This window comes from Marinomonas sp. MED121, from assembly GCF_000153025.1.
Lineage (GTDB): Bacteria > Pseudomonadota > Gammaproteobacteria > Pseudomonadales > Marinomonadaceae > Marinomonas.
The window spans coordinates 50,603-76,568 of the sequence record NZ_CH672432.1 but is presented as its reverse complement, the minus strand read 5'-3'; the positions used below and the strand labels follow the sequence as shown (position 1 = coordinate 76,568).

The following is a 25,966-nucleotide window of genomic DNA, read 5'->3' as shown; positions in this document are numbered from 1 at the left end:
CCCGAGCCTCGACTGTTTTCGAGATGCTAACCAGGTGTAACCATGTACTCAATTAAAGAAGCCTTTTACTCGCTACAGGGTGAAGGTGCCCAAGCTGGCCGCCCATCTATCTTTTGCCGTTTTAGTGGCTGTAATTTATGGAATGGTAAAGAAACCCACAGATTCGATTCACTCTGCCAATTCTGCGATACTGATTTTATCGGTGTAGACGGTCAAAATGGCGGTAAATTTAAACAAGCCAAAACACTTGCGTTACATCTAGATGCGCTATGGCCAAATGATCAATCCGATAAATATGTGGTTTTCACAGGCGGGGAGCCTGCACTTCAGTTGGATGCCGCATTAATTTTAGCGATGAAGGAAATGGGGTATGTTATCGGCATTGAAACCAATGGCACCAAACCTTTACCTGATGGCATAGATTGGATCTGTGTCAGCCCGAAAACAGCGGATGAATTAGTCATTCAACAAGGCCATGAATTAAAATTAGTCTATCCCCAGTCTCACTTAAACCCCAACAAGTATACTCATCTAGATTTTGACACCTTTTACCTACAACCAATGGATCAAAGTCATCTACCTAAAGATCGTATATCCCCAGAAAGCACACTTAAACAGACCCTAAATTACTGCTTGGCTAATCCTAAATGGCGCCTTAGCCTACAAACTCATAAAATTTTAGAGATTGATTAGTTATTTAAAGCATTTTGCTTGAATTAAGAATTTAAAGACCTATAAAGATTTAAACGATATTAATCTCGCTTACTAACAAATAAATAAGGAAAGACCATGATCGTACTTCATACTAATTTTGGCGATATCACAGTTGAACTAAACCATGAGAAAGCGCCTATTACCGCTAAGAACTTTGAACAGTATGTAAAAGATGGTTTTTACGATGGTGTTATCTTCCACCGTGTCATCAATAACTTCATGGTTCAAGGAGGAGGTTTTGAACCAGGCATGAAGTCAAAAGAAACTAATGCATCGATTGAAAACGAAGCTGATAATGGTCTTAGCAATGACATAGGCACACTAGCAATGGCTCGTACTATGGATCCGCATTCGGCTTCAGCACAGTTCTTCATTAACGTTGCTGACAACACTTTCTTGAATCACACAGGTAAAAATGCCCAAGGGTGGGGATATGCTGTATTCGGTAAAGTAAGTGCTGGCATGGATGTTGTTAACAAAATTAAAGAAGTACAAACCACATCAAAAGCAGGACACCAAGATGTACCTGCAGAAGATGTCATCATTGAATCTGCTGAAATCCTATAATATTAGACTTAGATGACTCATTATTTTATTTCTGATTTACATCTAAGTGATAAACGCCCGGATTTAATTCGGGCGTTTACTTCTCTTTCAGACCTAATATGCCTAAAACAACATCAAGAAGGCAATATTAAGCTTTCAGTTGTTGGCGATTTTTATGAAGCTTGGATTGGTGATGATTTTACTTCTTCATGGAATGATGACATTGAAGCCGCTTTAATAAAACTCTCTCATGCAGGCGTGAAATTGCGCGTATTTCATGGCAATAGAGACTTTTTATTAGGACAACTTTGGGCAAATCGCGTCCAAGCAGAGCTAATAGAGGGCAGCTTTTGTTTATCACATAATGCTCAAACTATTCTTATTAGTCATGGGGACGAAGCCTGTTTAGACGATGTTGAATACCAAGCATTTAGAAGCATGGTTCGACAAGGTGCCTGGCAGAAACAAGTACTCAGCATGCCACTAGAAAATAGAATTGCCCTCGCCTCAAAACTTCGAGAAGACAGCAAATCTTCAAACAGTGAAAAAATGCTAGATATCATGGATGTTCATGGTGATGAGATTAAGCGCTTAATGACCCTGCATAATGCCAAGGTTATGATTCATGGCCATACCCATAGACCAGATTTACATAAACTAAGTAATGGCAGTCGTTTGGTTTTGGGCGATTGGGATAAGTTTGCCTGGTTATCTATTTTGGATGAAACAGGGTTATCTCAATATAAATTTGATGTAAATGAATTAAGTGAAGAAAAGAATGACTTGGACAGTCTTTTAGCGGTTTCAAAAAGAATGCATGTTTTAAAAATTTAGCGAATAGCTATATTAGATGATGTAAGTATTAGATGCTGCAACCCTCTAAAGTATCCGTTTTTAAAGGCGATGAGTGGAAGAAGATGAACCCTATGATTGTCATAGGGTTGTCTGAAAAAAATCTTATAAGTGCAAAAGCCCCTTAACCCAATCCGTTTCCTTACAATCTCTAGAGCGTGAGTATTCAAGATTTCTTTCATATAAAGAAGCAACGGCTCTAAAAAAAGCATTATTGACCAACATTGGTGATAGTTCTACACCATTTTCTGTCCACCAATAGTGTTGAGCCTTGTTTGTTAAGGTTTGATACAAATAATCTAACTCAACTGACCCTTGATAAATTTCATCTAGATTTACTGGCGGATCAGTTTTGGAAATTTGAAGAGCTAGCCAGTAAGTTACATCCGCTAATTGGTCTTTCATAAAACTCTCTCCAACTATGGTCTCTAAACTCAGTGTAGCAGCCATTTAATCCCATATAGAAGTTTTTTATGAATTGATTTTAAAGACGATTTTAGCGATCTACTCGCTTGGCGGACCACTATGAATACGAAATTCTATATCAGGCGCTTGAATCAGGTCCTGCTCTAATTCTCTGAAAAATTGAACTCTTTGGGTGATGTCTTCCTTTGAGTATTCTTGAGCCAAAGCTAAATAGTCTTCAAAATGTCTCGCTTCTGATTTAAGTAAAGATAAATAGAACTTACTTAACTCTTCATCTAAATGAGGCGCTAACACTGCAAACCTTTCACAGGATCTCGCTTCAACAAACGCACCGATAATAAGAATATCAACCAGTCTTGCTGGTTCATGAGTTCTAATATGCTTTCGTAAACCATCAGCATAACGAGACGCACTTAGGTGGACATAATCAACACCTCTACCCTTCATGATTTTATGAACTTGTTCAAAGTGCAGTAATTCTTCGCGAGCTAAACGCGACATTTTGTGCAATAAATTATCGCGGTCTACATAACGATACATTAAGTTCATTGCAGTCGATGCGGCCTTTTTTTCACAATGAGCATGGTCAACAAGCATCAGTTCCTGATTTTCAATTGCCCACTCAACCCAGGCTTTAGGCGACTCACAAGGTAAAAAATTTGATAATTCTGGATATGCGGATAACATTGCCCTACCTTTTCTTTCAAAAAAACGAGATTATACTCTATATCAGTTACTAAACGCAGCAACGTCTTGATTTGGATGCTATTTTACCATGAACAAAATTATTGATCCGGCACAACTAAAAGTTGGTCTACGTGTTGGTATCGAACTCGACCCTTATGTCTTAAACCACCCTGTTGGCAAAGGACAAGCAACTTGGATAGCTGATCAAGGCGGAAGACCCTTTGTTTTACGGTTTTATCAAGAGAAGCGCGGCCAATTAGACCACTTTCTTTTAAATGCCCGAAAATATGCGGGCATAAAGCACCCTTCAATCACGCCAAATTATCCGCCTTTTACGTCCTCTTTATGGGTGTATTCTATTTCTTCGGTATGTGGTGGCGAAAAGCTTTTTAGCTATTTAGGTAAATATCCAGATGGCGCGCCTCTTAATGTGGTAGTCAGTATATTCGATTTAATTGCAAAAGGCCTTGATAAAGTGCATGAAAATGACCTTTGCCATGGTCACTTGGATCTAGACTCGATTCAAGTCGTCAATGGCCTAGGGGTAATGATTGGTTTTGGCAGTTATAACTGGATGACCAATATCAGTGATACTGAGATGGATTTAAGGTTTGCTCCTCCTGAATACGCAAAAGCAAAGCATGACTTTACGCCAAACGCTGATAAATTCGCCTTTATGCGCTTAATAATTGCAGCACTACTTGGTGAATCGAAATTAGATAAAGAACTTAAAGTTAACGCCTTGCCCGAAAACATAGATCAACTTTCACCCGAAACATGGAAAAAGATTAAAAGATGGTCACGACCCAGTCAGCGCCATCGCCCAAAATCACTGGTTGAGGTGGTGCGTGTCCTAAGAGCAGACATGTACACCAATACAAAAACAAAGGCGGTAAAACCAAAAGACAACGCCGCCAGCAACAAACGCAAAGCCATTATTACAACGTTTCTAGTTGGTGTAATCGCGGTTTATTCATTAAGTGGTTGGAACCCATTTGGGCAAACACCCGAACCCATTATAGAAAAAGTTGACGTGGTCCCCGAAGAAGTTATCACACCGACTTTTGAAGAGTTACCCGCTATTTTAGAAGAACCATTAAAAGTAAGTGGAACAGCGCCTCAGGTAATAAAACTTTCACCAGCCGTTTTTACCATGGGAGACAGTCAAGGAATTGGCGATGATAATGAAAAACCAACCCATGAAGTCAATATTCCAACGGGGTTTTATCTTAGTCGTTATGAAGTCACTTTTGACCAGTATGATCAATTTGCTACAGAAACAAATAGAGAGCTGCCGCCTGATAATGGTTGGGGCCGAGGTAAACGACCGGTTGTCAATGTCAGTTGGTATGAGGCAAAAGCCTACACGAGTTGGTTGACAGAACAAACTGGCCAAGAGTACCGATTACCCACTGAAATTGAGTGGGAATACTCTGTTAGAGCAGGTTCTGACCTTTCCTTCTGGTATGGCGATAAGGTTCAAACTGGCTATAGTGTGTGTGATGAATGTGGTAGTCAATGGGATGGACGATCAACCGCTCCGGTTGGTAGCCAAATCAGTAACCCATTTGGTTTATTTGATATGCATGGCAATGTGGCTGAATGGGTAGAAGACTGTTATCACGAAAGTTATGACGGCGCGCCAGGTAATAATCGCGCTTGGTTATCCAGTGATTGCCCAAGTAAGGTGATTCGAGGTGGATCATGGTTTGATATAGCCAGAGTAGGAAGAAGCTCCACTAGATATCGTGCCGAGCCAAGCCTTAAAGCCAGTAATTGGGGCTTTAGGGTCGTTAGGGTAATTCGCGATAATATATAGATAATGGTTTATAAATAAGCATTGGAAATACCACTCATTCTGAATTGTTATGGCTATACGGCAGTTTTCTGTCACATATTCCTATAGTATAACGCCAGAAAATAGGTAAACCGAAGTTGTTGATTTTATATATCCAATACTTAGACGCTTAATCTAGGTAGCAACTTATTTAACATCAACTTTACTCATCTACACTTGTCCTTGTCGTAGATGTCGATAATTAAGGGGATTTATTTTGTTAGAAGCATATCGTAAACACGTTGAAGAACGTGCGTTGGAAGGCATTCCACCACTTGCACTAGACGCAGAGCAAACTGCTGCACTAGTAGAATTATTGAAAAATCCACCTAAAGGTGAAGAAGACTTTATTCTTGACCTTATTACTAACCGTATCCCTGCGGGTGTAGACCAAGCTGCTTATGTTAAAGCAGGATTTTTATCCGCAGTTACTACGGGTGAAGTTAGCTCTCCTCTTATTTCAGCAGAGCTTGCGACTAAGCTACTTGGCACCATGTTAGGTGGTTACAATATTCAGCCTCTTATTGCTTGCTTAAGCAATGACAAGCTTGCTCCGATCGCAGTTGAAGCGCTATCTCATACATTATTAATGTTTGATGCATTTCATGATGTAGAAGAACTATCCAAATCAGGCAATACTTTTGCAACACAGATTCTAGAATCTTGGGCTGCTGGTGAATGGTTCACATCTAAGCCAGCTCCTGCTGAAAAGTTCACTGTCAAAGTATTTAAAGTCACCGGCGAAACCAATACTGATGACCTATCTCCAGCACCAGATGCTTGGTCTCGTCCAGACATTCCATTACACGCTAATGCGATGTTAAAAATGGAACGTGAAGGCATTAACCCAGATGACGATGGCACAATTGGCCCAATCAAACAAATTAATGCCCTGAAAGAAGACCAGATTCCTTTAGCTTATGTTGGTGATGTTGTAGGGACAGGCTCAAGCCGTAAATCTGCAACCAACTCTGTACTTTGGCACATGGGTGATGATATTCCATTCATCCCAAATAAGCGTGCTGGCGGCATATGTATCGGTAGTAAAATAGCCCCTATCTTCTTTAACACTATGGAAGATGCTGGCGCCCTACCTATTGAAGCCAATGTTGAAGATCTAAATATGGGCGATGTCATTGATGTCTACCCTTACGAAGGTGTGATCAAAAAAGCAGGTTCTGATGTTGTTATTACTCAGTTTGAACTTAAAACAAACGTCATTTTAGACGAAGTTCGTGCTGGTGGTCGTATTCCGCTAATCATTGGTCGTGGATTAACAACAAAAGCACGTGAATCTCTTGGCCTAGGTGCAACTGATTTATTCAAAACGCCTATTGCTAAAGAAGATTCAGGCAAAGGCTTTACACTAGCGCAAAAAATGGTGGGTAAAGCTTGTGGCGTTGAAGGTATTCGTGCCGGTGTTTACTGCGAACCAAAAATGACAACGGTTGGCTCTCAAGACACAACAGGCCCAATGACACGTGACGAACTGAAAGATCTTGCTTGCCTAGGTTTCTCTTCTGATCTTGTTATGCAGTCTTTCTGTCACACAGCGGCTTATCCAAAACCTGTTGATGTTAAAACTCACCACTCTCTTCCTGATTTCATCATGACACGTGGTGGTGTTTCTCTTCGTCCAGGCGACGGTATTATCCACTCTTGGTTAAACCGTATGTTGCTACCTGATACAGTGGGTACTGGTGGTGACTCTCATACTCGTTTCCCTCTAGGTATTTCTTTCCCTGCTGGTTCTGGTCTAGTTGCCTTTGCAGCAGCGACAGGTGTTATGCCATTGGATATGCCTGAATCTGTATTGGTTCGCTTTAAAGGTGAAATGCAACCAGGCATCACACTACGAGACCTAGTTCATGCCATCCCTTATCAAGCGATCCAAGAAGGTCACCTAACAGTTGAGAAGAAAGGTAAGAAAAACGTTTTCTCTGGTCGCATTCTCGAAATCGAAGGCTTAGAAGATTTAACTGCTGAACAAGCATTTGAATTATCTGATGCATCTGCTGAACGTTCTGCTGCTGGTTGTAGCATCAACCTTTCTGAAGAGTCTGTTGCCAACTACCTTAAATCAAACATTGTTATGTTACGTTGGATGATGTCTGAAGGTTACGGTGATCCGCGAACGCTAGAGCGTCGTGCTAATGCGATGGAAGAATGGTTAACGAACCCTCAATTGATGCGTGCTGATGCTGATGCTGAATACCACACTATCATTGAAATTGATCTAAACGATATTAAAGAGCCAATCGTTTGTGCTCCTAACGATCCTGATGACGCTCGTTTACTTTCATCTTGTGTTGGTCAGAAAATTGATGAAGTTTTCATTGGTTCTTGTATGACAAACATTGGTCACTTCCGTGCAGCTGGTAAATTACTTGAAGCAGCTGGTACCGTTGTTCCAACACGTTTATGGGTTTCACCTCCAACTAAAATGGATGCTGAGCAACTGACTGCAGAAGGCTACTACAGCATCTTCGGTAAAGCAGGTGCTCGTATGGAAATGCCGGGTTGCTCTCTATGTATGGGTAACCAAGCACGTGTAGCGGATAAGGCAACCGTTGTTTCGACTTCAACTCGTAACTTCCCTAACCGCTTAGGTACAGGTGCAGATGTATTCTTAGCATCAGCTGAATTGGCTTCAGTCGCTTCTCTTCTTGGTAAATTACCAACGCCAGAAGAGTACCTGACTTATGCTGAGAAAATTAACAGCATGTCTTCTGAAATCTATACTTATTTGAACTTTGATCAAATGGGTGAATATGTGAAGAAAGCATCTTCTGTTATCGCAACAGATGCAGCACAATAATTAACTTAAGTTAATTAATAGAAAGGCCTCTTCGGAGGCTTTTTTTTTCATCTAAAAACGGAACAATAAGACATTAAAGCTTGCTACACATAAGTTTCAGCCATAAAAAAGGCCCCATATTAGGGGCCTTTCAAGATAAATTAATTGTTTATTGGAGCACTTCCCTTTCAACTAATTCGTTGTATTCGGCTTGAAACTCACGTTCAAAATTAGACTCATGGTCATTGGCATTATCTTTATGCACCTTACCAACACTGTGTCTGGCTTTATATTTAATTAACTGCTTTTCAAGTTTAGAAACCAACATGTCGAGAGCTGGGCTAATTTGTTTGTCTGTTTTTACTGTGGCAAATAGATCATGGCCAGGTATATGGACGCTGGCTTCAACAATAAGTTTGTTGGTTTCATGTTTTTCGGAATTTAGAATGACTTTAATCGTTGTAATTTGTTGATTGATGCGACTTAAGTTGTCCATTTTGTCTTTAACTAATGCTTGGACTTCTTGGCCTGATGTTACATGGTGGCCGCTGATATTAAGTGTATACATAGAGTCTTTATCCTTCTTCTATTTAACTAAGCGTAAATTACCTTACTCACTACTCCTATTCGTTGCCGTTATTAATAACCTATGGTTTATGAGTAAGAAATTCAACCCATTTCTATAAAATTATTTTCATTCTGTCATCATACTTAAATATTTAATGCCCTTAAGATCGCTATAGGCACATTAAAAAAACAATATTTGAACTAGTTCGTTAGCCTAGAGTCATAAATTTAATGTAAAAAAAGTGTAAAATTGTATTCAGCACTTTATCGATATCTTATTGATTAATTTCAGGAACATACATGAAAAAAAGCAAACTTATCATTCTTCTTCTTTTTATTACTTTGCTAAGTGCATTTGTAATTTTTGATGTTCAAGAATATTTAAATTTAGCCGCATTAAAATCACAGCAAGATTACTTCTCTGAGCTTAAGCATGAAAATGCATTTCTCATCACACTGAGCTTTTTCATTGGTTATATATTAATTACGGCATTATCTTTACCAGGTGCTGCCATTCTAACCCTAGCGGCAGGTGCTATCTTTGGCCTATATCAAGGATTACTCATTGCCTCTTTTGCAAGCAGTATTGGCGCAACATTAGCCTTTCTAGCCTCAAGGTATTTATTCAAAGAAGCCGTTCAAGCTAAATTTTCTAATCAATTAAAGGCCTTCAATAAAGGCATAGAAAAAGATGGTGCTTTTTACTTATTTACACTTCGCTTAGTCCCTGCCTTTCCTTTTTTTGTGATTAACTTATTAATGGGACTTACTCCCATAAAGACTAAAACCTACTACTTAGTCAGCCAAATCGGTATGCTGGCAGGTACCGCCGTATTTGTTAATGCGGGTACTCAGCTTGCTAAAATTGACAGCTTATCTGGTATTTTGTCTTTTGATCTATTCCTATCTTTCGCCCTATTAGGTGTTTTACCTATTGCTGCGAAGAAGACCATTGAGGCAATAAAAGCGCGTAACGCTTTTTCTCATTTCAAAAAACCTAAGCATTATGATTACAACCTTGTAGCAATTGGTGCTGGAGCAGGCGGTCTTGTCAGCACCTATATAGGCGCTGCAGTTAAAGCCAAAGTAGCTTTAATTGAAAAACATAAAATGGGAGGCGATTGCTTGAACACTGGCTGTGTCCCAAGTAAAGCCTTGATCAGATCAGCTCATGCGGCACAAGAAGTAAAAGATGCAGATACTTTAGGTATAAGCACCCAAGGCCTTGAAGTCGACTTTAACAAGGTGTTTGAAGGAATCGATAACGTCATTAAACAAGTTGAACCGCACGATTCTGTTGAAAGGTATGAAGGACTGGGAGTGGAATGTATTTCAGGGGCTGCGACCCTTCTTTCGCCCTATGAAATTGAAGTAGATGGCAAGATCATAACGACCAAGAACATTGTCATAGCCACTGGCGCAAGGCCATTTATTCCAAATATAAAAGGCTTAGACAAGATTAACTACCATACCAGTGACACCATTTGGTCAATAAGAGAAAACCCAGGTCGTTTAATTGTCCTTGGTGGCGGCCCAATTGGTAGCGAGTTAACGCAATCTTTTAATAGACTTGGGGCCAAGGTAACTCAAATAGAACGTGGACCTCGAATTCTACCAAGGGAAGATGAAGATGCCTCCCTTTGGGTAAGCAATAAATTCTTGCATGAAGGGGTTAATTTACTGACCAATCACGAGGCTGTCGAGGTCATTATTGAAAATGGTGAGCAAATTTTAATCTGTCAGACTGGTGATAACACAATTAAAGTTGTTTTTGATAATCTGTTAATTGCAGTGGGACGCACTCCTAATACATCAGGACTTGGCCTTGAAAAACTAGGTATTGAAACTCAAGCAAATGGCGCGCTTGTTGTTGATGACTTTTTGCGAACGAATATCCCAAATATTTACGGTGTTGGTGATGTCATTGGTGCCTATCAATTTACTCATACAGCCGCACATCAGGCGTGGTTTGCCGCCGTCAATGCATTATTTGGAAGTCTAAAAAAGTTTGCAGTGGATTACCGTGTTATTCCTTGGGCGACTTTTACCGACCCAGAAGTCGCTAGAGTAGGTGTAAGCGAAGATGAAGCAAATGCTAACTCTATTCCCTACGAACTTGTTAAATTTGATTTAGAAGAACTTGACAGAGCAATAGCGGACCGTCACACCGATGGCTTTGTAAAAGTATTAACTGTGCCTGGAAAAGATAAGATTCTTGGGGTGACTATCGTTGGTAATCAGGCGGGGGATCTGATTGCTGAATACGTTCAGGCAATGAAGTACGGCTTAGGACTCAATAAGGTACTTGGAACAATACATATATACCCAACCATGGCTGAAGCTAATAAATATGCTGCAGGCGAATGGAAACGAGCTCATATTCCTGAAAAAATAATGAAGTGGTTAAAACGTTTCCATAACTGGCGTAGAGGATAATGACATAAACAAAAAAACCAGCCTAGGCTGGTTTTTTTTATGGCTCAGTTAACAATTAAGCGAACACATTAAAGCTCAACATTGTGATATATATTTTGCACATCATCTAAGTCATTTAACATATCAAGAAAACGTTCAAAGTTTTCCATTGCCTCTTCTGCTATTGGCGCCACAGTTTGAGGTAAGAACTGAATCTCATCGACATCAAACTCAATTTCACCAAAGGTTTCAATCAAGGCTGTTTTTGCTTTGAAGTAATCAGTGTTAGGCGCGAAAACTGTAATTTTACCGTCTTCATTTTCAATATCAGCAACATCAACATCTGCCATCATTAAGGCATCAAGTACTGCTTCTTCATCATCATTGTTAAATGAGAAAATGGCACTGTGGTCAAACATATGGCTGGCACTGCCTTGAGTACCAATTTTACATTTCACCTTGTTAAAACAAGTTCTGACATCACCAAAAGTACGGTTTGGATTATCTGTTAGGCAGTCAATAATCACCATGCAGCCACCTGGTCCAAAACCTTCGTAGCGAGCAGTATCGAAATCTTCGCCACCGCCTCCCTTCGCTTTGTCTATGGCTTTATCTATAACGTGTGTAGGTACTTGATCTTTTTTAGCGCGTTCAATTAAGCCGCGAAGAGATAGGTTACCATTTGGATCGATACCACCGGCTTTTGCGCAAACATATATTTCACGGCCGTATTTACTATAGACTTTTGCCTTGGCATCCGATGTTTTTGCCATGGACTCTTTACGGTTCTGGTAGGCTCTACCCATTATTCTGCCCTATTCATATATATAGAAAAGCGTTTATTTTACAGATAAGCCCTTGTCTATGAAACCTATTTAGCTTTTATTCACTGACTTAGTCATGGTGTTTTGCAAAATCTAACGATTCACCTTGCTGGGTAGTGCTAATATCGCGCATTGAATTCACAATACATTGGGATTTAATATTGGTTTCTTTGGCAATATCACTCAAATCATTCAGTTTTACTTTTATTGCTTGTGCAAGTTCAGCCTGCTCTAACGCTAATTCGTTACTTAATTTATTGGCCTTATCAAATTCATTAAAATAATCTCTCATCTGCAAATCCTTCTCAGGCATACTAGGCAAAAAGGAGCCATTTAACGTTAGTTTAACTTGGTCTGTCTTTTGTTGGGTATTTAACAACAAGGCATCAATTATTGAGGCAATATCTATCGCTAGTAAACGTCCATGATGAGCTAATTGCGTTAACTCTTTAAGCAATATTTTTGATGCAGGTAGGTCTGTGTGAAAGTTACTAATATTCGCTTTTGTGTCTAAAATAATGCCGTCAATTCGAACCATCAGACTATTTATAACCACATTAGTTTGAGCAATGGATACCGCATTATCCTTCAATCTATCAATTTCTTCTTCAAGCCGGCTGAGTTCACTGGTAACAACGGCATTCAAAATGGGCAAACTGGTGCTGACGATATTTTCCGCCCCTTGTTCAACCACCTTAAATTGCTGAGTGTTTGCATAGCTTTTATCTTCTAGGTCTTTGATTTCACTTTTATAACCCGAGATTAAGAAAACATTTTTATCGAAAAGCACGAAAAGTAGATGGGAAATGAGAAAAAAGCCGAGTGACGCAATCAATAAGCTACTAATTGCAGGGTAGTTTGCAAAATATGAGTATACAAAATCAATCAGTTGATTATCACTTATTGCAAGTGAATTATGTTTATTTGCATCTCTATAATGTAGATAGATAAGCGTAAAAAATAGAGCAACGCTGGACACTAGCACTAGATTAAAAAGCCTTTTCTTTAATTTACGCATATTTAAATCCATTTATCTAAAGATGTAATCGCTATCAAAACCATCTTCAATAGCATCGCATTCATTAGAAATATAGAACAAAATAGCTTGATATCTAGCTTTTCAAGTTAGAAGTTAGCAACCCTCCTTTTAATGATTGATACCCGACACTCAATCTTCAATGTTTCTCTGCATCAACCAATTGATGGTACGAACCTTTTATCTTAATAAGCTCATCATGAGTCCCAGACTCAATAATCTTTCCCCTTTCTAATACGAGAATTTGATCTGAATTTTTAATCGTGCTTAGCCTATGTGCTATGGCAATTAGGGTTTTATCTTTAAACACATGTTCAATTGCCTTTTGAATCAAACGCTCTGTGACCGAGTCGATTGAACTTGTTGCCTCATCAAGTAATACAAACTGACTTTGGGTTGCCATTGCCCTAGCAAATGCAATGAGCTGACCTTGACCTGCTGAAAGGTTTGCACCGTTATCTGATACTCTAAATTGATATTTTTCAGGTAGCTTTTGAATAAATTGATCAGCAAATACATATTTTGCCGCTTTAACGACCTTCTCCTGATCAATCCCATGGCGAGATAATGAAATATTAAACGCGATTGACTCGTTGAAAAGGTACACTTCCTGCTGCATTAGGGAATAGAAATCAGATAAATGACGTTTTTCAATATCCCTCAGCTCATATCCATTTAACTTTATACTGCCTTGATAGCCTGTATAGGTCTTGGTTAAAAGCCTAATAATGGTGGATTTACCAGAACCTGTACTGCCCACCAGTGCAATTTTTTCACCTTTACGCAAACGAAAAGACACCCCATTTAACACATAGGGAGAGTCTTTTTTATAGCGAAAATAAACTTCATCAAACTCAACGCTCTCAAATGTTTTGGCATCAAAACCGCTTGTCTTGAAATTTTTCGATTTAACAGAGTCCTCTGTCTCCTGCAAAAATATACCTTCGATATTTTTTAAAGCGGCAACCGCCCTTTGAATAGAGGCTATCTGGGATGTGAAATCGCGAATTGGGACAAAGATTTTGTCTAATGTCTGAATAAAGCCAATCAAGATACCAACAGACAAAGTAGCAGTCAGGATTTCATTCGCACCGTACCAAATTATTAACCCCATGCTAATCGTAGTAATCCCTTCGATGATCGAAAATAAGCTGGCATCGATTAAGTTAGATTTTGATTGATGCTTAAAAAACACATCACTAAAGCCTGAAAACTTTTTTTGACTTTGTGATTCGGCATTATAAAGCTGTACTGTTTTGATTCCCTGAAGGCTCTCTTGCAGATAACCTGTACTTTTTGACAGAATTCGTCTTGAAGCTAATTGGGACTTTTGTAAACTGCGACGTAAGCGGTTTGTTATCCAGTACATGGGAGGAGCGATGACCAGAGTAACTAAGGTTAACTTCCAACTGATACTGGCCAAAAATATAAACAAAGCAACCGTCACTAATACATCTTTAATCATGGCCAACACACCAGACGCTAAGGACTCATTGATAGCCTCAAGGTCACTCGTGATGCGTGTTAACACACTACCCATTGGGGTAATATCAAAGTAAGTTTTAGGGAAGTGTAAAACACGATTAAATAAGTCTTTTCTAATATCTGTGATAGTTTGCAATGCGGCTTTTTGTACAAAGTAGCTATAACAAGAACTCGATAAGTAGTTAAAAATGAGCACTAAAACAATTAAGCCAATCCAGTGACTCATTCCTTCCCACTCTTTTGGTACTAACTGTTGATCAATAATCTGAATAATTAACCAAGGAAATGCAACATTGCAGAAAACAGCAATGGGGATAGGTAACATGCCTAAAATATAGTCTTTTTTATAGGCGCTTAAATAAGGGAGAAAATGACGATATTTTTTAAAAAAAGAAGCTTTAAACATTTACCGGCTCCTCCTCTTGGGTTTGTAGGGCCTGCCAGGTTTCACGATAGGATTTGGATGTTTGAATCAACTCTTGATGGCTACCTACTGCAATTAACTCCCCTTCATCTAATACTAAAATTTTATCAACGCGCTCCAACACAGCCTGTCGATGCGAAACAAACAAACAGGTAAAGTCATTATTTGAATCAAGCAGGTAATCTAATAAATACCGTTCAGTTTCATTATCTACAGCGGAAAGAACATTGTCTAAGATCAATAACTGACTGGGTGTATAAATACCTCTAGCAAGGCTAATACGTTGTTTTTGACCACCTGATAATAAAATGCCTTTTTCACCGACTATGGTTTCTAAACCATCATTAAAGTTTTCAACTTCTTGGTCCATTGCACTGTGCTTTAACACCTGCTCTAAACTTTGATGTTTAGCACTCGGGCTTGCACCAAATTCGATATTTTTTTGTAAGCTATCTGAAAATAAAAAAGGATCTTGAGTGACGGTTCTAACCAGTTCTCTAAGGGTTCTTTTGGAGACCTGGGTAATGTCTTGATCATCAATATAAATGCTACCTGGCTCAATCTCATTAAATCGATTCAAGCAATTTACTAAGGTCGTTTTACCGCTTCCAACGCGTCCAAGTACAGCAACCTTTTCACCTTTATTGATTTCAAAACTGATTTTTTTAAGTACATCCTCAGTCTTAATATTGTTTTTATCTTTAGCTGGAATACTAAAATCTGGGTAATGATAACTCAGCGCATTCACACGAATAACACGATTAAATTCTATCGAATGTTCTAAATCTGACTCTTTCTGATTTTTCTCAAATAAAATTTTCGACATACTTTTAAGACTTACCATGCCCATTTGGATGGTTGCGATTAATCGACCTAATGACATCATTGGCATCGCAAATAAAGCAGCATAGGTTAGAAAAGCCGTTATCTGGCCTAAAGTAAGCTCTGAACGTATGAGCATTAACCCACCCAAAGATAAGATTAAAATCTTGACACCGGCATCTGTATACTCAAGTAAAGGCATAAAGAAGCTTCGGATACGTAGCTGCTTAACTGAGAGTGCTAATACCGCTTGATTATCTTGCTCAAATTGATTGACTACCCAAGGTTGAATTTGATGGGACTTAATGACCTCCACACCATTTAAGAAATTGACAGTTTGGCTCGATAGGGACTGTAAATTGAGCATCCTTTGCTTGAGTAATTTACGCATTAAATTGATAGCATGATTAACAATCAAAAATGAAATAATGATTGGCGTGATGCAGTATAAAGTAAGTGTGGGAGAGATTTGCCACATTTTTAGCGGCGTCATAGATAAAGTAAACATGATATTAAATATATTCATCATGCCGACACCAGCCATAGCACGGATACCATTAATGTCGTTATTTACAATTGAGATAAGACCACCAACAGGATTTTTCTGATAAAAGTCTTGTTGTAAATGCGTTAACTTTTTAAATGCGTCGTTTTTAATTGATTTTTCAACTAAACGACCAGGGTTAAAAAACAACATCCTAGACACAGTTCTGCTAATAACCATTAAAATTGCAAAGCTGATAACGTAATAGATATTGGTGACGAGCAAATCATATTGATTGGGCTTGGATTTCAACTAAAAGATCGACACTAGCGCCAATATACAAAGGAATATTGACTGCTAACCAGTTAGTTAAAAAAGAAAAATAATCCCTGCTAAAAAGAATACTTATGACTTAAGAGATAACGAGAAAGAGCTTAAGTTCATTCAATGAATCTTTCCTAAAGGCAATAGAAAATAAATTTAGATATGCTGACAGACTAGCTACGAAAGCTTGCTCGTCTTTGGTAAGTATACGTTTAGTATAAGTTTATGTCTTTGTTAAACTATTTAGCAAATAAGGAAGTTAATCTAGAGTGCGATTCCGGCTCTAAAAAAGAAAACATGGTAATCTGACACATCACTAATTGCTGGCAAAAAAACAAAATCAAAATGAACATTTGCTGAGGTGTAAAGACTTAATGATGGGAAGGGAAATATGGCATGAATTCTTTTTTCATTAGCCAATTGAGCGGTTTCGCTATCAATTTCCGCATAACTACGACTGATTGCGACCAAGTTTAGACCGTAATCAATATTTTCAATACCAAATTTCTCTATATTTTGCCTATGAAATACACCGTAACTCACTTGTACATTATCTTTATTGAATGAGTCCTTCATATACCAAACTTCATAATTATAGCCATCAAAAAAATGACTAGAAGAACCAGTTTTGTCATAGCTTGAATAGGCAAAACCAATTCCATCATGGCTTTCATTAAAGTCATAGTTTGCAGCTCCACTGGTACGGTAATGCTTAGACCAACCACCAAATTTAATTTGGTAATGAGAAGATTCATTTATACTGCTTTGTGCTTCTGTACTTGCCTCTGAGTCAAGTGCATAAGCCCATTTAACAAGAAAGCTGTTTAAAAGCATTAAAAACAGCATTTTTTTATAGGTTAGATTTAACATTTTCATCCTTAAAAATTATTCAATAAAAAAGCCAACTAGAATAAACTAATTGGCTTTAATGTTAGCGTGATTGAACTAACGCTCTAGAACAATGCGAAGCATTCTTCTTAATGGCTCTGCAGCGCCCCAAAGCAGTTGGTCACCGACAGAAAAGGCACTGATATACTCAGGTCCCATATTAAGCTTACGAATACGACCCACTGGAATATCCAATGTGCCAGTCGCTGCTGTTGGTGTTAATTGAGCCATGGTCAGCTCTTTATCATTAGGCACTACTTTTACCCAATCATTATGCTGAGCTAGCATACCTTCGATATCTGAAACAGGAATATCTTGGTTCAACTTAATCGTGAACGCTTGACTATGAGAGCGCATCGCACCGATACGAACACATAAACCATCGACAGGAATTGGCGCACCAAAGTTACCTAAAATCTTGTTAGTCTCAGCTTGTGCTTTCCACTCTTCACGACTTTGGCCATTTTCAAGCTGGCTATCAATCCAAGGGATCAAACTACCCGCTAGCGGCACACCAAATTGGTCTGTTGGCATATCTTTTGAACGCATTTTTGCGGTTACTTCACGGTCAATATCAAGAATGGCACTTGCAGGATCAGCTAACTTATCGGCCACACTGCCTTTCAGTTCACCCATCTGATTAATTAATTCACGCATATGGCGTGCACCGCCACCAGAAGCTGCTTGATAAGTCATGGATGTCATCCATTCAATATGACCTTTCTCAAACAAACCACCTAATGCAAGCATCATTAAACTTACAGTACAGTTACCACCAACAAAAGTATTAACCCCGTCTTTTAGACCGTTTTGAATAACATCTTTATTGACAGGATCAAGTACGATGATGGCATCGTCCTTCATACGCAAAGAAGAAGCCGCATCAATCCAGTACCCTTTCCAGCCAGCTTCGCGCAAAGGTCCGAAAACAGCGGTTGTATAATCACCACCCTGGCATGAAATAATAACGTCCATTTTTTTAAGGTCGTCAATACTCATCGCATCCTGCAATAATGGAATCTCTTTGCCAATATCAGGACCCGCTTGACCTTTTTGTGAGGTGGTGAAAAAAACAGGATCAATAAGATCAAAGTCTCTTTCTTCTTGCATTCTTTGCATCAACACAGAACCAACCATTCCGCGCCAACCAACTAAACCTACTGTAAGTTTTGACATTTTCATTACCTTTTTGTGATGGGCCCACTCATACCAAGAGCAGTATTAACCCGTTTATGCCTATAGTGGGTATTGCTTAACAATACCCAAATGGTCTTTTTACCATTATTAAAAACGACTGTTTTTAAATCCCTAGGCGGATAGTGCCGCAAGTACTGCGTCACCCATTGCTTGTGTACCAACTGTTGTGCAACCTTCTGAGGCTATATCACCTGTACGAAGGCCTTGATCTAATACATTGCTTACTGCTGCTTCAATCGCATCAGCCGCCGGTTTTTCATTCAGTGAATAACGTAGCATCATAGCAACAGATAAAATCGTTGCTAATGGATTAGCAACACCTTGACCTGCGATATCTGGCGCAGAACCATGACAAGGCTCATACATACCTTGGCCTTTTGCATTTAATGATGCTGACGGTAGCATACCGATAGAACCGGTTAACATAGCAGCGGCATCAGATAGGATATCACCAAACATGTTACCCGTGACCATTACATCAAACTGTTTTGGCGCCTTAACTAGCTGCATAGCAGCATTATCTACTAGCATATGGCTTAATTCGACATCTGGGTACTCTTTAGCAACCTCTTCCATGATTTCTTTCCAAAGTACAGTCACTTCAAGTACGTTGGATTTATCGATAGAACATACACGCTTACCACGTTGACGCGCGGCTTCAAAAGCAGAATGCGCAATGCGACGAATTTCAGATTCTGAATAAACGTAAGTGTTATAACCCTGTCTTTCACCATTTTCTAGAGTGCGAATACCACGTGGCTGACCAAAGTAAATACCACCGGTTAATTCACGTACTATCAAAATATCTAAGCCAGCTACGATTTCAGGTTTCAAGCTAGAGGCTTCAGCCAATTGAGGGTACAAGATGGCAGGACGATAGTTTGCAAATAACTCTAAGTTAGAACGTAGACCTAAAAGGCCTTTTTCTGGGCGCACTGACATATCAAGGCCATCCCACTTAGGCCCACCCACTGCACCTAGTAAAATGGCATCAGCGGCTTTCGCTTTATCTAAGGTTTCTTGCGGTAATGGAGAGCCTGTTTCATCATAAGCAGATCCACCCACTAACGCAGATTCATGGGTCAGGTTTAGTGAAAAAGCGTCATTTACATGATCAAGTACACGAACCGCTTGCGCTACAATCTCTGGACCTATGCCATCACCCGGCAGAATTAGAACATTTTTAGACATAATCTTTCCCTAAAAGCGCTCATTGAGCGCTTTAAATTAATTAAATTAACCTTTGTTTGCAAACAACCATGGCGCTGATTGCTGACGCTCTGCTTCATAAGATTTAATCGCATCTTGGTCTTGTAGTGTTAAACCAATATCGTCTAATCCATTTAATAAGCAATGCTTTCTAAAAGCATCTACGTCAAAACTAAAACGTGAACCTGACGGAGTAACAACAACTTGCTCTTCTAAATCAATCGATAATGAATAGCCTGATGCTTGATTTACTTCTTGAAACAACTGCTCAACTTGCTCTTCGCTCAGTTGAATGGGTAACAATCCATTTTTAAAGCAGTTATTAAAAAAGATATCAGCAAAGCTAGGGGCAATGACGACTCTAAAACCATAATCATCCAGTGCCCATGGCGCATGCTCACGTGAGGAACCACAACCAAAATTACGGCGGGCCAATAAAACACTCGCGTTTGCAAACTGAGGTAAATTCAATACAAAATCTTCACGCAATGGACGACCTGTGCAATCTTGATCTGGCTGACCTTCATCTTGGTAACGCAATTCGTCAAATAAGTTTTTACCAAACCCCGTTCTCTTAATCGATTTGAGGAACTGCTTTGGAATAATCATGTCAGTATCGACATTGGCCAAATCTAAAGGGGCAACTATGCCTTGATGTTGTGTAAAAGCGCGCATATTTGTCTCCTAGTGTTTTACTAATTCATTAACGTCCACAAAATGACCGGCAATGGCGGCAGCTGCTGCCATCGCTGGGCTTACCAAATGCGTGCGTCCACCAAAACCTTGACGACCTTCAAAGTTACGGTTAGAGGTCGAAGCGCAATGTTCGCCGTTACCTAACTTATCGGCGTTCATAGCAAGACACATAGAGCAACCTGGCTCGCGCCATTCAAGACCGGCTTCCGTGAAGATACTGTGTAAGCCTTCCGCTTCAGCTTGTGCTTTAACTAATCCTGACCCAGGCACAACAATGGCCTGTTTCAAGCTTTCAGCCACTTTACGGCCTTTAACAACCTCGGCAGCAATACGCAGGTCTTCGATACGTGAATTAGTACAAGAACCAATAAATACTCGATCCAAAGTAATGTCTGCCAATACAGACTTACCTTCTAGGCCCATATATTTCCAAGCACGTGCATAACCTTCTTTTAACACTGGATCTGTTTGATCTTCAGAGCGCGGAATGGCCTGATCGATAGCAATAACCATCTCTGGAGAAGTCCCCCAAGTCACTTGAGGTTTAATATCTTCAGCATTAAGAACAACAACATTATCAAAATGTGCTCCCTCATCAGAGACAAGATCTTGCCATGCATTGACAGCTTGATCCCACTGCTCACCTTTTGGTGCATAGGGACGACCTTCAACATAGTCGATTGTTGTTTGGTCAACAGCTATCAAACCAACACGTGCACCGGCTTCGATTGCCATATTACACACTGTCATACGCCCTTCCATAGAAAGACTTTGAATGCCTGTACCACCAAACTCGATAGCATAGCCTGTACCACCAGCGGTACCAATCTCACCAATAATGGCAAGTACAACATCTTTAGCAGAAACATACGGTGATAGTTCGCCATCCACTCGAACTAACATGTTTTTGTTCTTTTTCTGAACGAGACACTGAGTTGCTAAAACGTGTTCAACTTCAGAGGTACCAATACCATGGGCTAATGCACCAAATGCACCATGGGTTGAAGTATGAGAATCACCACATACCACTGTCATTCCAGGTAAAGTTGCACCTTGTTCTGGCCCAACAACATGCACAATACCTTGGCGTTCATCCATCATGTTAAATTCAGTAATGCCAAACTCATCACAGTTTTCATCCAAGGTAACAACTTGGATTTTAGAAACAGGGTCGGCAATACCATTAACACCATCACGTCTCTCTTTTGAAGTCGTAGGCACATTATGATCTGGTGTTGCTAAGTTACCACTGATTCTCCATGGCTGGCGGTTTGCCAAACGTAAACCTTCAAATGCCTGCGGGGAAGTCACTTCATGAAGAAGTTGTAAATCAATATAAATTAAGGCACTACCATCATCTCTTTGTTTAACAAGATGCTGATCCCACAACTTGTCATATAAGGTTTTCGCTGACATATTATTCTCTCCTGCATAACTGATTGCGTAATCCTACTGCTTATGTATAAATTACTCAAATTCATATTTTTCATAAATTGCATTATTTTTTGGAATAGATGAAACTTTGATTATTTATTCAACAAAATGAGTCTATACGAGCTGTTTTTATTGGACAGTAGAAAGCCAACACTGGCAACTAAGGAGTAAAACCACAATGGAAATATCAGAGTTGCTCACCTTTATTAAGGTCGCTGAAACGGCTTCATTCTCAGATGCGGCCGAACAACTTTTTGTGACTCAGCCAGCAGTGAGTAAACGCATAGCGGCCCTAGAATCAAGTTTGGAACTAAAACTTTTTGATCGTATTGGAAGACAAATACAACTAACAGAAGCAGGCCATCAATTATTACCAAAAGCAAAACAAATCACAACCGAGATCAAAGATATAAAACGTAGCTTAACCACCCAAGATGAAGAGCTATCAGGTGAGCTTAAAATGGCCACCAGTCATCACATAGGTTTACACCGTTTGCCAAAAGCCCTGAAGCAATATCAAAGTGACTTTCCAAATGTATTAATTGAAATTGATTTCACTCAATCAGAAGATGCTTATCAACAAGTATTAAAAGGTGAGGCAGAAGTTGCGGTGATTACCCTTTCTAATGAAGAGAATCCCATGATCGAATCCATTCCAATCTGGTCAGACCCACTGATGCTAGTAGTTGGAGAGGAACATGAGCTGGCAATAACAGCATCAGCCAACACGCAAGAAGTTGATATTAAGGCGCTGGCCACTTTGCCCTGCGTACTGCCAGATAAAAATACCTTTACCCGGCAAATGGTTGATAAAGTACTTGGCAGTCAAGGCTTAAAGCCAAATGTCCGCATGAGTACCAATAATTTTGATACGCTCACTATGTTAGTTTCCATAGGCTGGGGTTGGTCCCTATTACCCTCAACATTGGTTAATCAGAATCATAAGGTTTTAGCGGCACAGGACTTAATTCTTGAAAGGCGTTTAGGCATCATTTATCACAAACAACGTACTTTAAGCCGAAGTGCAGAGGCTATGATAAGTTTACTAAAAGCTGAAATTCTAACTTGAGCGGATATTACTGCCCTAGTAAAACGTCAGCTTATTAGCTTAAATATTATCACTAACGACTTTTTTGACTTAAGATCAAAATCACTAAAGCAAGAACACTGACAATGGATGCGGCGGTAAAGGTCCATTGACCACCAAACCAGTCCCAAAGATAGCCGGCCCCTACCATACCAACACCCCCACCTAAACCAATAGCAAAGCCACTGTACATAGCCTGTCCTTGGGCAGCAAATTGCTCAGGGAAAAGACGGTTAATTTGGGCGATAGATACCATATGAAATGTTGCAAAGGTAATACAATGCAATAACTGAGTAAAAAGTGCGATCCAAACACTGTCTGCATACCATGCAATTAAAGACCAGCGCGCAACACCGCATAGAAAACAAAATGCGATGAGGTAAACCACATTAAAGCGAGTAAAAAGATTACCTAAAAAGAGAAAGACAAAGATCTCAACCAGCACACCAAAAGCGATCAATAATCCAACTTGATCACCACTAAATCCCGCATTCGTTAAGTGAACCGCAAAAAAGACATTAAAAGGTGCATGAGCCATAAAGGAAAGGAATGCGAGCAGTAAGAAAAATATTACTTCACGATCTTTAATGAGGTTAAGAAAATCCCCTTTGCCTTTCTTCACACTCGTATCAATAGGCTGCTCAAAAATATAGAAACTGGTGAGTACCGCAATAGCCAAGAAAGCCGTCACGCTTGGCAATATCACTTTGGGGCCATAAGACTCAATCAAATACCCTGCTAAGGTAACCGCAAAAATAAAGCCAATGGATCCACCGACGCGAATACGAGTGTAGGGAACATTTAAATTTCGAATACTTCGCAGGGTTAAGGTGTCGCTTAAGGGGGTCAAGGCAGAAAAGAAAATGGCATAAAACAACATCACCCACCAAAAGCCTGAGTAGCTGCTTACAAAATTCATCATCAATGCCATTAAACACGCACCAATCACGGCGATCTGTAAAGCGCGTTTAGGCAAGCCCATTCGGTTCGTTAGCCATCCCCAAAAATGAGGTGCCACTATGGTAGATAAGGTCACTAAAGCTAATAATTGCCCTGTTTGAGTCCCATTAAACCCAATGGATTTAAAGTAAACAGACATATAGGGCATGAACACCCCTATCATGGCGCAAAAAAAGAAATAGAAATTAAATAAGGGCCAAGCAATATGACGAGAACGCACAGAAAACATAATCTACTTCCAAACAGAGAGGCAATCGAGCATCAGTTTGATAATGCTTGATACAGGTACAAGGTGATCGAATCACCTATTTTACCCCATACTATTGATGACAACTAATCTAATCATAGTAATAATGCCTAATAGTGATAATTTAATGTACAGAAAGTCCCTTTAAGTAAAAATTAATAAAGCATTAGGTTTGAGAAGCTGTAATTAAGTCGTCTTTTCTCAGCCTCATCATAGATTAAACAGAATCATTCTTCAGGGAGTCAAACATGGACACACTTAACAATGAATGGTGGCGTGGATGTGTTATCTATCAGGTTTATCCTCGCAGTTTTTACGATTCAAACAATGATGGCATTGGAGACTTGCCAGGAGTTACTCAAAAGCTCGACTATATCGCGTCATTAGGCGTTGACGCCATTTGGCTATCGCCATTTTTTACCTCACCCATGAAGGATTTCGGCTACGACGTCAGTGATTATTGTGATGTTGACCCTATGTTTGGCAGCCTTTCTGATTTTGATACCCTTATTCAAAAAGCGCATAGCTTAGGACTTAAAATCATCATAGATCAGGTGCTTAATCACAGCTCAGATGAGCACTTATGGTTTAAAGAATCTCGTCAAAATAAAACCAATAACAAGCATGATTGGTATGTATGGCAAGACCCTAAACCTGATGGTAGCGTGCCAAACAATTGGCTGTCTGTTTTTGGTGGTCCTGCTTGGCATTGGGATAGCCGTCGTAAGCAATATTACTTACACAACTTCTTAGACAGTCAGCCAGATTTGAACTTCCATAACCCTGATGTTGTTGATGCACTTCTGGATACTGTTGAATTCTGGCTTAAACGTGGCGTGGACGGCTTTAGATTAGACACAGCTAATTTTTACTATCACGATTTAGCACTTAGGAATAATCCCCCTAGGGAAGATATTGAAGAAGGAGGAATTGGCATACGGCCAGACAACCCTTATGCATATCAGTTACACCTGTACGATAAATCCCAAGAGATTAATATCTCATTTTTACAAAAGTTACGATCGTTACTTGACCAATACCCAGGCACAACGACAGTAGGTGAAGTGGGCTGCGATTTTTCCCTAAAAACCATGGCTCAATACACTCAAGGTGATGACAAGCTACATATGTGTTACTCCTTTGACCTCTTAACCAAAGATAATTCGATGGAACATGTTAGAAAAACAATCGACACCATTGAAGATGCCCTAGGAGATGGCTGGCCTTGCTGGTCAATCGGTAATCATGATGTAGAACGTGTTGCCAGTCGTTGGGGTCAAGAAAAGAGTAATCATGAACAAGCTAAAGTGTTTATGGTGATGCTATTGTGCTTAAGAGGAAGCATTTGCCTTTACCAAGGAGAAGAGTTGGGCTTGAGAGAAGCAGAATTAACCTTCGATCAATTAGTTGACCCATTCGGCATTGCTTTTTGGCCTGAATTTAAAGGTCGTGATGGCTGTCGAACGCCTATGCCTTGGGAGAATACATTAAATGCAGGATTTTCTAAGGCAGCACCTTGGCTACCTGTTGCTTTAGACCATCTATCACAAAATGTGGCTGAACAAACTAACAATGAAAACTCTACCCTTAAAGCCTATCAGGCATTTCTGCATTTAAGAAAAGAGCATGCTGAACTTATTTCCGGCTCAATTCAATTTATATACAGCGATAATCAGCATCTTGTCTTTATACGTAATTTACCTAATCAAGAATCCTTAATTTCCCTTAATACCTCTGCTGACGAATCTGAATTTGCTATCAACTTTGATATTACGCCGCTTGCCACAGCAAAATCACTCATCACAGGCAGTTTTAAAACGTCCGTCAATGCACACGGTGGTGTAATTACATTGCCCCCTTACAGTATTGTCATTGCAAAGGTAAATAATGATCATGCTCAATCAAACCGATACAACCGCCAAAAAGAGTGTATTAAAATCAATTGCAGTAACAGCACAGAAAGTGAAGATAAAATATTGAAAGAAGTCGCCTCTATTTAACTGTCTCC

The 25,966-nt window shown here is 39.6% G+C and carries 21 protein-coding genes; 8 read left to right on the top strand and 13 right to left on the bottom strand.

Annotation, left to right across the window (positions count from 1 at the left end; genetic code table 11):
• Nucleotides 1-42: 42 nt before the first annotated feature.
• The 3 genes from queE (at nucleotide 43) to MED121_RS15675 (ending at nucleotide 2,094) form a co-directional block, all read left to right on the top strand.
• A complete protein-coding gene (queE, locus tag MED121_RS15685) occupies nucleotides 43-693 on the top strand; it encodes a 7-carboxy-7-deazaguanine synthase (RefSeq protein WP_009834696.1) in 651 nt (216 codons plus the stop codon).
• Nucleotides 694-789: 96 nt separating this feature from the next.
• Entirely contained in the window at nucleotides 790-1,281 is a 492-nt protein-coding gene (locus tag MED121_RS15680; RefSeq protein ID WP_009834695.1) for a peptidylprolyl isomerase, read from the top strand.
• A 12-nt stretch (nucleotides 1,282-1,293) separates the two neighbouring features.
• Complete coding sequence (locus MED121_RS15675; protein ID WP_009834694.1) at nucleotides 1,294-2,094, top strand: UDP-2,3-diacylglucosamine diphosphatase; 801 nt, start codon at nucleotides 1,294-1,296, stop codon at nucleotides 2,092-2,094.
• A 123-nt stretch (nucleotides 2,095-2,217) separates the two neighbouring features.
• On the opposite strand, the gene MED121_RS15670 is transcribed toward MED121_RS15675, so the two are convergent.
• Both MED121_RS15670 and miaE read right to left on the bottom strand, forming a co-directional pair.
• Nucleotides 2,218-2,517: a hypothetical protein gene (locus MED121_RS15670; protein WP_116371649.1), complete on the bottom strand. Its 300-nt coding sequence runs from the start codon at nucleotides 2,515-2,517 to the stop codon at nucleotides 2,218-2,220.
• Nucleotides 2,518-2,616: 99 nt separating this feature from the next.
• On the bottom strand, nucleotides 2,617-3,225 hold the full coding sequence (miaE, locus tag MED121_RS15665) for a tRNA isopentenyl-2-thiomethyl-A-37 hydroxylase MiaE (RefSeq protein ID WP_009834692.1): 609 nt from the start codon (nucleotides 3,223-3,225) through the stop codon (nucleotides 2,617-2,619).
• A gap of 88 nt (nucleotides 3,226-3,313) precedes the next feature.
• Here miaE and MED121_RS15660 point away from each other — a divergent pair, with 88 nt between their 5' ends.
• Both MED121_RS15660 and acnB read left to right on the top strand, forming a co-directional pair.
• Entirely contained in the window at nucleotides 3,314-5,044 is a 1,731-nt protein-coding gene (locus MED121_RS15660; RefSeq protein WP_009834691.1) for a formylglycine-generating enzyme family protein, read from the top strand.
• Nucleotides 5,045-5,279: 235 nt separating this feature from the next.
• Complete coding sequence (gene acnB / locus MED121_RS15655) at nucleotides 5,280-7,880, top strand: bifunctional aconitate hydratase 2/2-methylisocitrate dehydratase (protein WP_009834690.1); 2,601 nt, start codon at nucleotides 5,280-5,282, stop codon at nucleotides 7,878-7,880.
• A 148-nt stretch (nucleotides 7,881-8,028) separates the two neighbouring features.
• Here the strand turns inward: acnB and raiA are convergent, their stop codons facing one another.
• Nucleotides 8,029-8,427: a ribosome-associated translation inhibitor RaiA gene (raiA, locus tag MED121_RS15650; protein ID WP_009834689.1), complete on the bottom strand. Its 399-nt coding sequence runs from the start codon at nucleotides 8,425-8,427 to the stop codon at nucleotides 8,029-8,031.
• A 299-nt stretch (nucleotides 8,428-8,726) separates the two neighbouring features.
• Between raiA and MED121_RS15645 the strand changes: the two genes are divergently transcribed.
• A complete protein-coding gene (locus MED121_RS15645; protein ID WP_009834688.1) occupies nucleotides 8,727-10,862 on the top strand; it encodes an FAD-dependent oxidoreductase in 2,136 nt (711 codons plus the stop codon).
• A 68-nt stretch (nucleotides 10,863-10,930) separates the two neighbouring features.
• Here MED121_RS15645 and MED121_RS15640 read toward each other — a convergent pair whose 3' ends face one another.
• From MED121_RS15640 to leuC, 9 genes are all read right to left on the bottom strand, one after another.
• Complete coding sequence (locus tag MED121_RS15640; RefSeq protein WP_009834687.1) at nucleotides 10,931-11,647, bottom strand: YebC/PmpR family DNA-binding transcriptional regulator; 717 nt, start codon at nucleotides 11,645-11,647, stop codon at nucleotides 10,931-10,933.
• 88 nt (nucleotides 11,648-11,735) lie between these two features.
• Complete coding sequence (locus MED121_RS15635; RefSeq protein WP_036180909.1) at nucleotides 11,736-12,683, bottom strand: hypothetical protein; 948 nt, start codon at nucleotides 12,681-12,683, stop codon at nucleotides 11,736-11,738.
• Between the two features lie 157 nt (nucleotides 12,684-12,840).
• A complete protein-coding gene (locus tag MED121_RS15630; RefSeq protein WP_009834685.1) occupies nucleotides 12,841-14,592 on the bottom strand; it encodes an ABC transporter ATP-binding protein in 1,752 nt (583 codons plus the stop codon).
• Nucleotides 14,585-16,201: an ABC transporter ATP-binding protein gene (locus MED121_RS15625; RefSeq protein WP_278043832.1), complete on the bottom strand. Its 1,617-nt coding sequence runs from the start codon at nucleotides 16,199-16,201 to the stop codon at nucleotides 14,585-14,587. The genes MED121_RS15630 and MED121_RS15625 overlap by 8 nt, the downstream gene beginning before the upstream one ends.
• A gap of 303 nt (nucleotides 16,202-16,504) precedes the next feature.
• Nucleotides 16,505-17,110 carry a hypothetical protein gene (locus MED121_RS15620; RefSeq protein ID WP_036180907.1) on the bottom strand — a complete coding sequence of 202 codons (606 nt, stop codon included), beginning with the start codon at nucleotides 17,108-17,110 and terminating at the stop codon, nucleotides 16,505-16,507.
• A 75-nt stretch (nucleotides 17,111-17,185) separates the two neighbouring features.
• A complete protein-coding gene (asd, locus tag MED121_RS15615) occupies nucleotides 17,186-18,304 on the bottom strand; it encodes an aspartate-semialdehyde dehydrogenase (RefSeq protein ID WP_036180904.1) in 1,119 nt (372 codons plus the stop codon).
• Nucleotides 18,305-18,436: 132 nt separating this feature from the next.
• Entirely contained in the window at nucleotides 18,437-19,516 is a 1,080-nt protein-coding gene (gene leuB / locus MED121_RS15610) for a 3-isopropylmalate dehydrogenase (protein ID WP_009834681.1), read from the bottom strand.
• A gap of 45 nt (nucleotides 19,517-19,561) precedes the next feature.
• The gene (gene leuD, locus MED121_RS15605; protein WP_009834680.1) at nucleotides 19,562-20,209 is read right to left on the bottom strand and encodes a 3-isopropylmalate dehydratase small subunit; all 648 of its coding nucleotides are present in this window, start codon (nucleotides 20,207-20,209) and stop codon (nucleotides 19,562-19,564) included.
• A gap of 9 nt (nucleotides 20,210-20,218) precedes the next feature.
• A complete protein-coding gene (leuC, locus tag MED121_RS15600) occupies nucleotides 20,219-21,646 on the bottom strand; it encodes a 3-isopropylmalate dehydratase large subunit (RefSeq protein WP_009834679.1) in 1,428 nt (475 codons plus the stop codon).
• A gap of 196 nt (nucleotides 21,647-21,842) precedes the next feature.
• On the opposite strand from leuC, the gene MED121_RS15595 reads away from it, so the two are divergent.
• Entirely contained in the window at nucleotides 21,843-22,733 is an 891-nt protein-coding gene (locus tag MED121_RS15595) for a LysR family transcriptional regulator (RefSeq protein WP_009834678.1), read from the top strand.
• Between the two features lie 52 nt (nucleotides 22,734-22,785).
• Here the strand turns inward: MED121_RS15595 and MED121_RS15590 are convergent, their stop codons facing one another.
• Nucleotides 22,786-23,940 carry an MFS transporter gene (locus tag MED121_RS15590; RefSeq protein WP_009834677.1) on the bottom strand — a complete coding sequence of 385 codons (1,155 nt, stop codon included), beginning with the start codon at nucleotides 23,938-23,940 and terminating at the stop codon, nucleotides 22,786-22,788.
• Nucleotides 23,941-24,206: 266 nt separating this feature from the next.
• Between MED121_RS15590 and MED121_RS15585 the strand changes: the two genes are divergently transcribed.
• A complete protein-coding gene (locus MED121_RS15585; RefSeq protein WP_009834676.1) occupies nucleotides 24,207-25,958 on the top strand; it encodes an alpha-glucosidase in 1,752 nt (583 codons plus the stop codon).
• The last annotated feature ends 8 nt before the right edge of the window (nucleotides 25,959-25,966 follow it).

Coding starts and splice junctions, on each gene's coding strand:
- queE (WP_009834696.1), top strand. CDS start 43: ATGTACTCAATTAAAGAAGCCTTTTACTCGCTACAGGGTGAAGGTGCC.
- MED121_RS15660 (WP_009834691.1), top strand. CDS start 3,314: ATGAACAAAATTATTGATCCGGCACAACTAAAAGTTGGTCTACGTGTT.
- leuD (WP_009834680.1), bottom strand. CDS start 20,209: ATGCGCGCTTTTACACAACATCAAGGCATAGTTGCCCCTTTAGATTTG.
- MED121_RS15585 (WP_009834676.1), top strand. CDS start 24,207: ATGGACACACTTAACAATGAATGGTGGCGTGGATGTGTTATCTATCAG.
- raiA (WP_009834689.1), bottom strand. CDS start 8,427: ATGTATACACTTAATATCAGCGGCCACCATGTAACATCAGGCCAAGAA.
- MED121_RS15645 (WP_009834688.1), top strand. CDS start 8,727: ATGAAAAAAAGCAAACTTATCATTCTTCTTCTTTTTATTACTTTGCTA.
- MED121_RS15680 (WP_009834695.1), top strand. CDS start 790: ATGATCGTACTTCATACTAATTTTGGCGATATCACAGTTGAACTAAAC.
- leuC (WP_009834679.1), bottom strand. CDS start 21,646: ATGTCAGCGAAAACCTTATATGACAAGTTGTGGGATCAGCATCTTGTT.
- MED121_RS15630 (WP_009834685.1), bottom strand. CDS start 14,592: ATGTTTAAAGCTTCTTTTTTTAAAAAATATCGTCATTTTCTCCCTTAT.
- MED121_RS15635 (WP_036180909.1), bottom strand. CDS start 12,683: ATGCGTAAATTAAAGAAAAGGCTTTTTAATCTAGTGCTAGTGTCCAGC.
- MED121_RS15595 (WP_009834678.1), top strand. CDS start 21,843: ATGGAAATATCAGAGTTGCTCACCTTTATTAAGGTCGCTGAAACGGCT.
- miaE (WP_009834692.1), bottom strand. CDS start 3,225: ATGTTATCCGCATATCCAGAATTATCAAATTTTTTACCTTGTGAGTCG.
- MED121_RS15675 (WP_009834694.1), top strand. CDS start 1,294: ATGACTCATTATTTTATTTCTGATTTACATCTAAGTGATAAACGCCCG.
- MED121_RS15640 (WP_009834687.1), bottom strand. CDS start 11,647: ATGGGTAGAGCCTACCAGAACCGTAAAGAGTCCATGGCAAAAACATCG.
- MED121_RS15620 (WP_036180907.1), bottom strand. CDS start 17,110: ATGTTAAATCTAACCTATAAAAAAATGCTGTTTTTAATGCTTTTAAAC.
- leuB (WP_009834681.1), bottom strand. CDS start 19,516: ATGTCTAAAAATGTTCTAATTCTGCCGGGTGATGGCATAGGTCCAGAG.
- asd (WP_036180904.1), bottom strand. CDS start 18,304: ATGTCAAAACTTACAGTAGGTTTAGTTGGTTGGCGCGGAATGGTTGGT.
- MED121_RS15670 (WP_116371649.1), bottom strand. CDS start 2,517: ATGAAAGACCAATTAGCGGATGTAACTTACTGGCTAGCTCTTCAAATT.
- MED121_RS15590 (WP_009834677.1), bottom strand. CDS start 23,940: ATGTTTTCTGTGCGTTCTCGTCATATTGCTTGGCCCTTATTTAATTTC.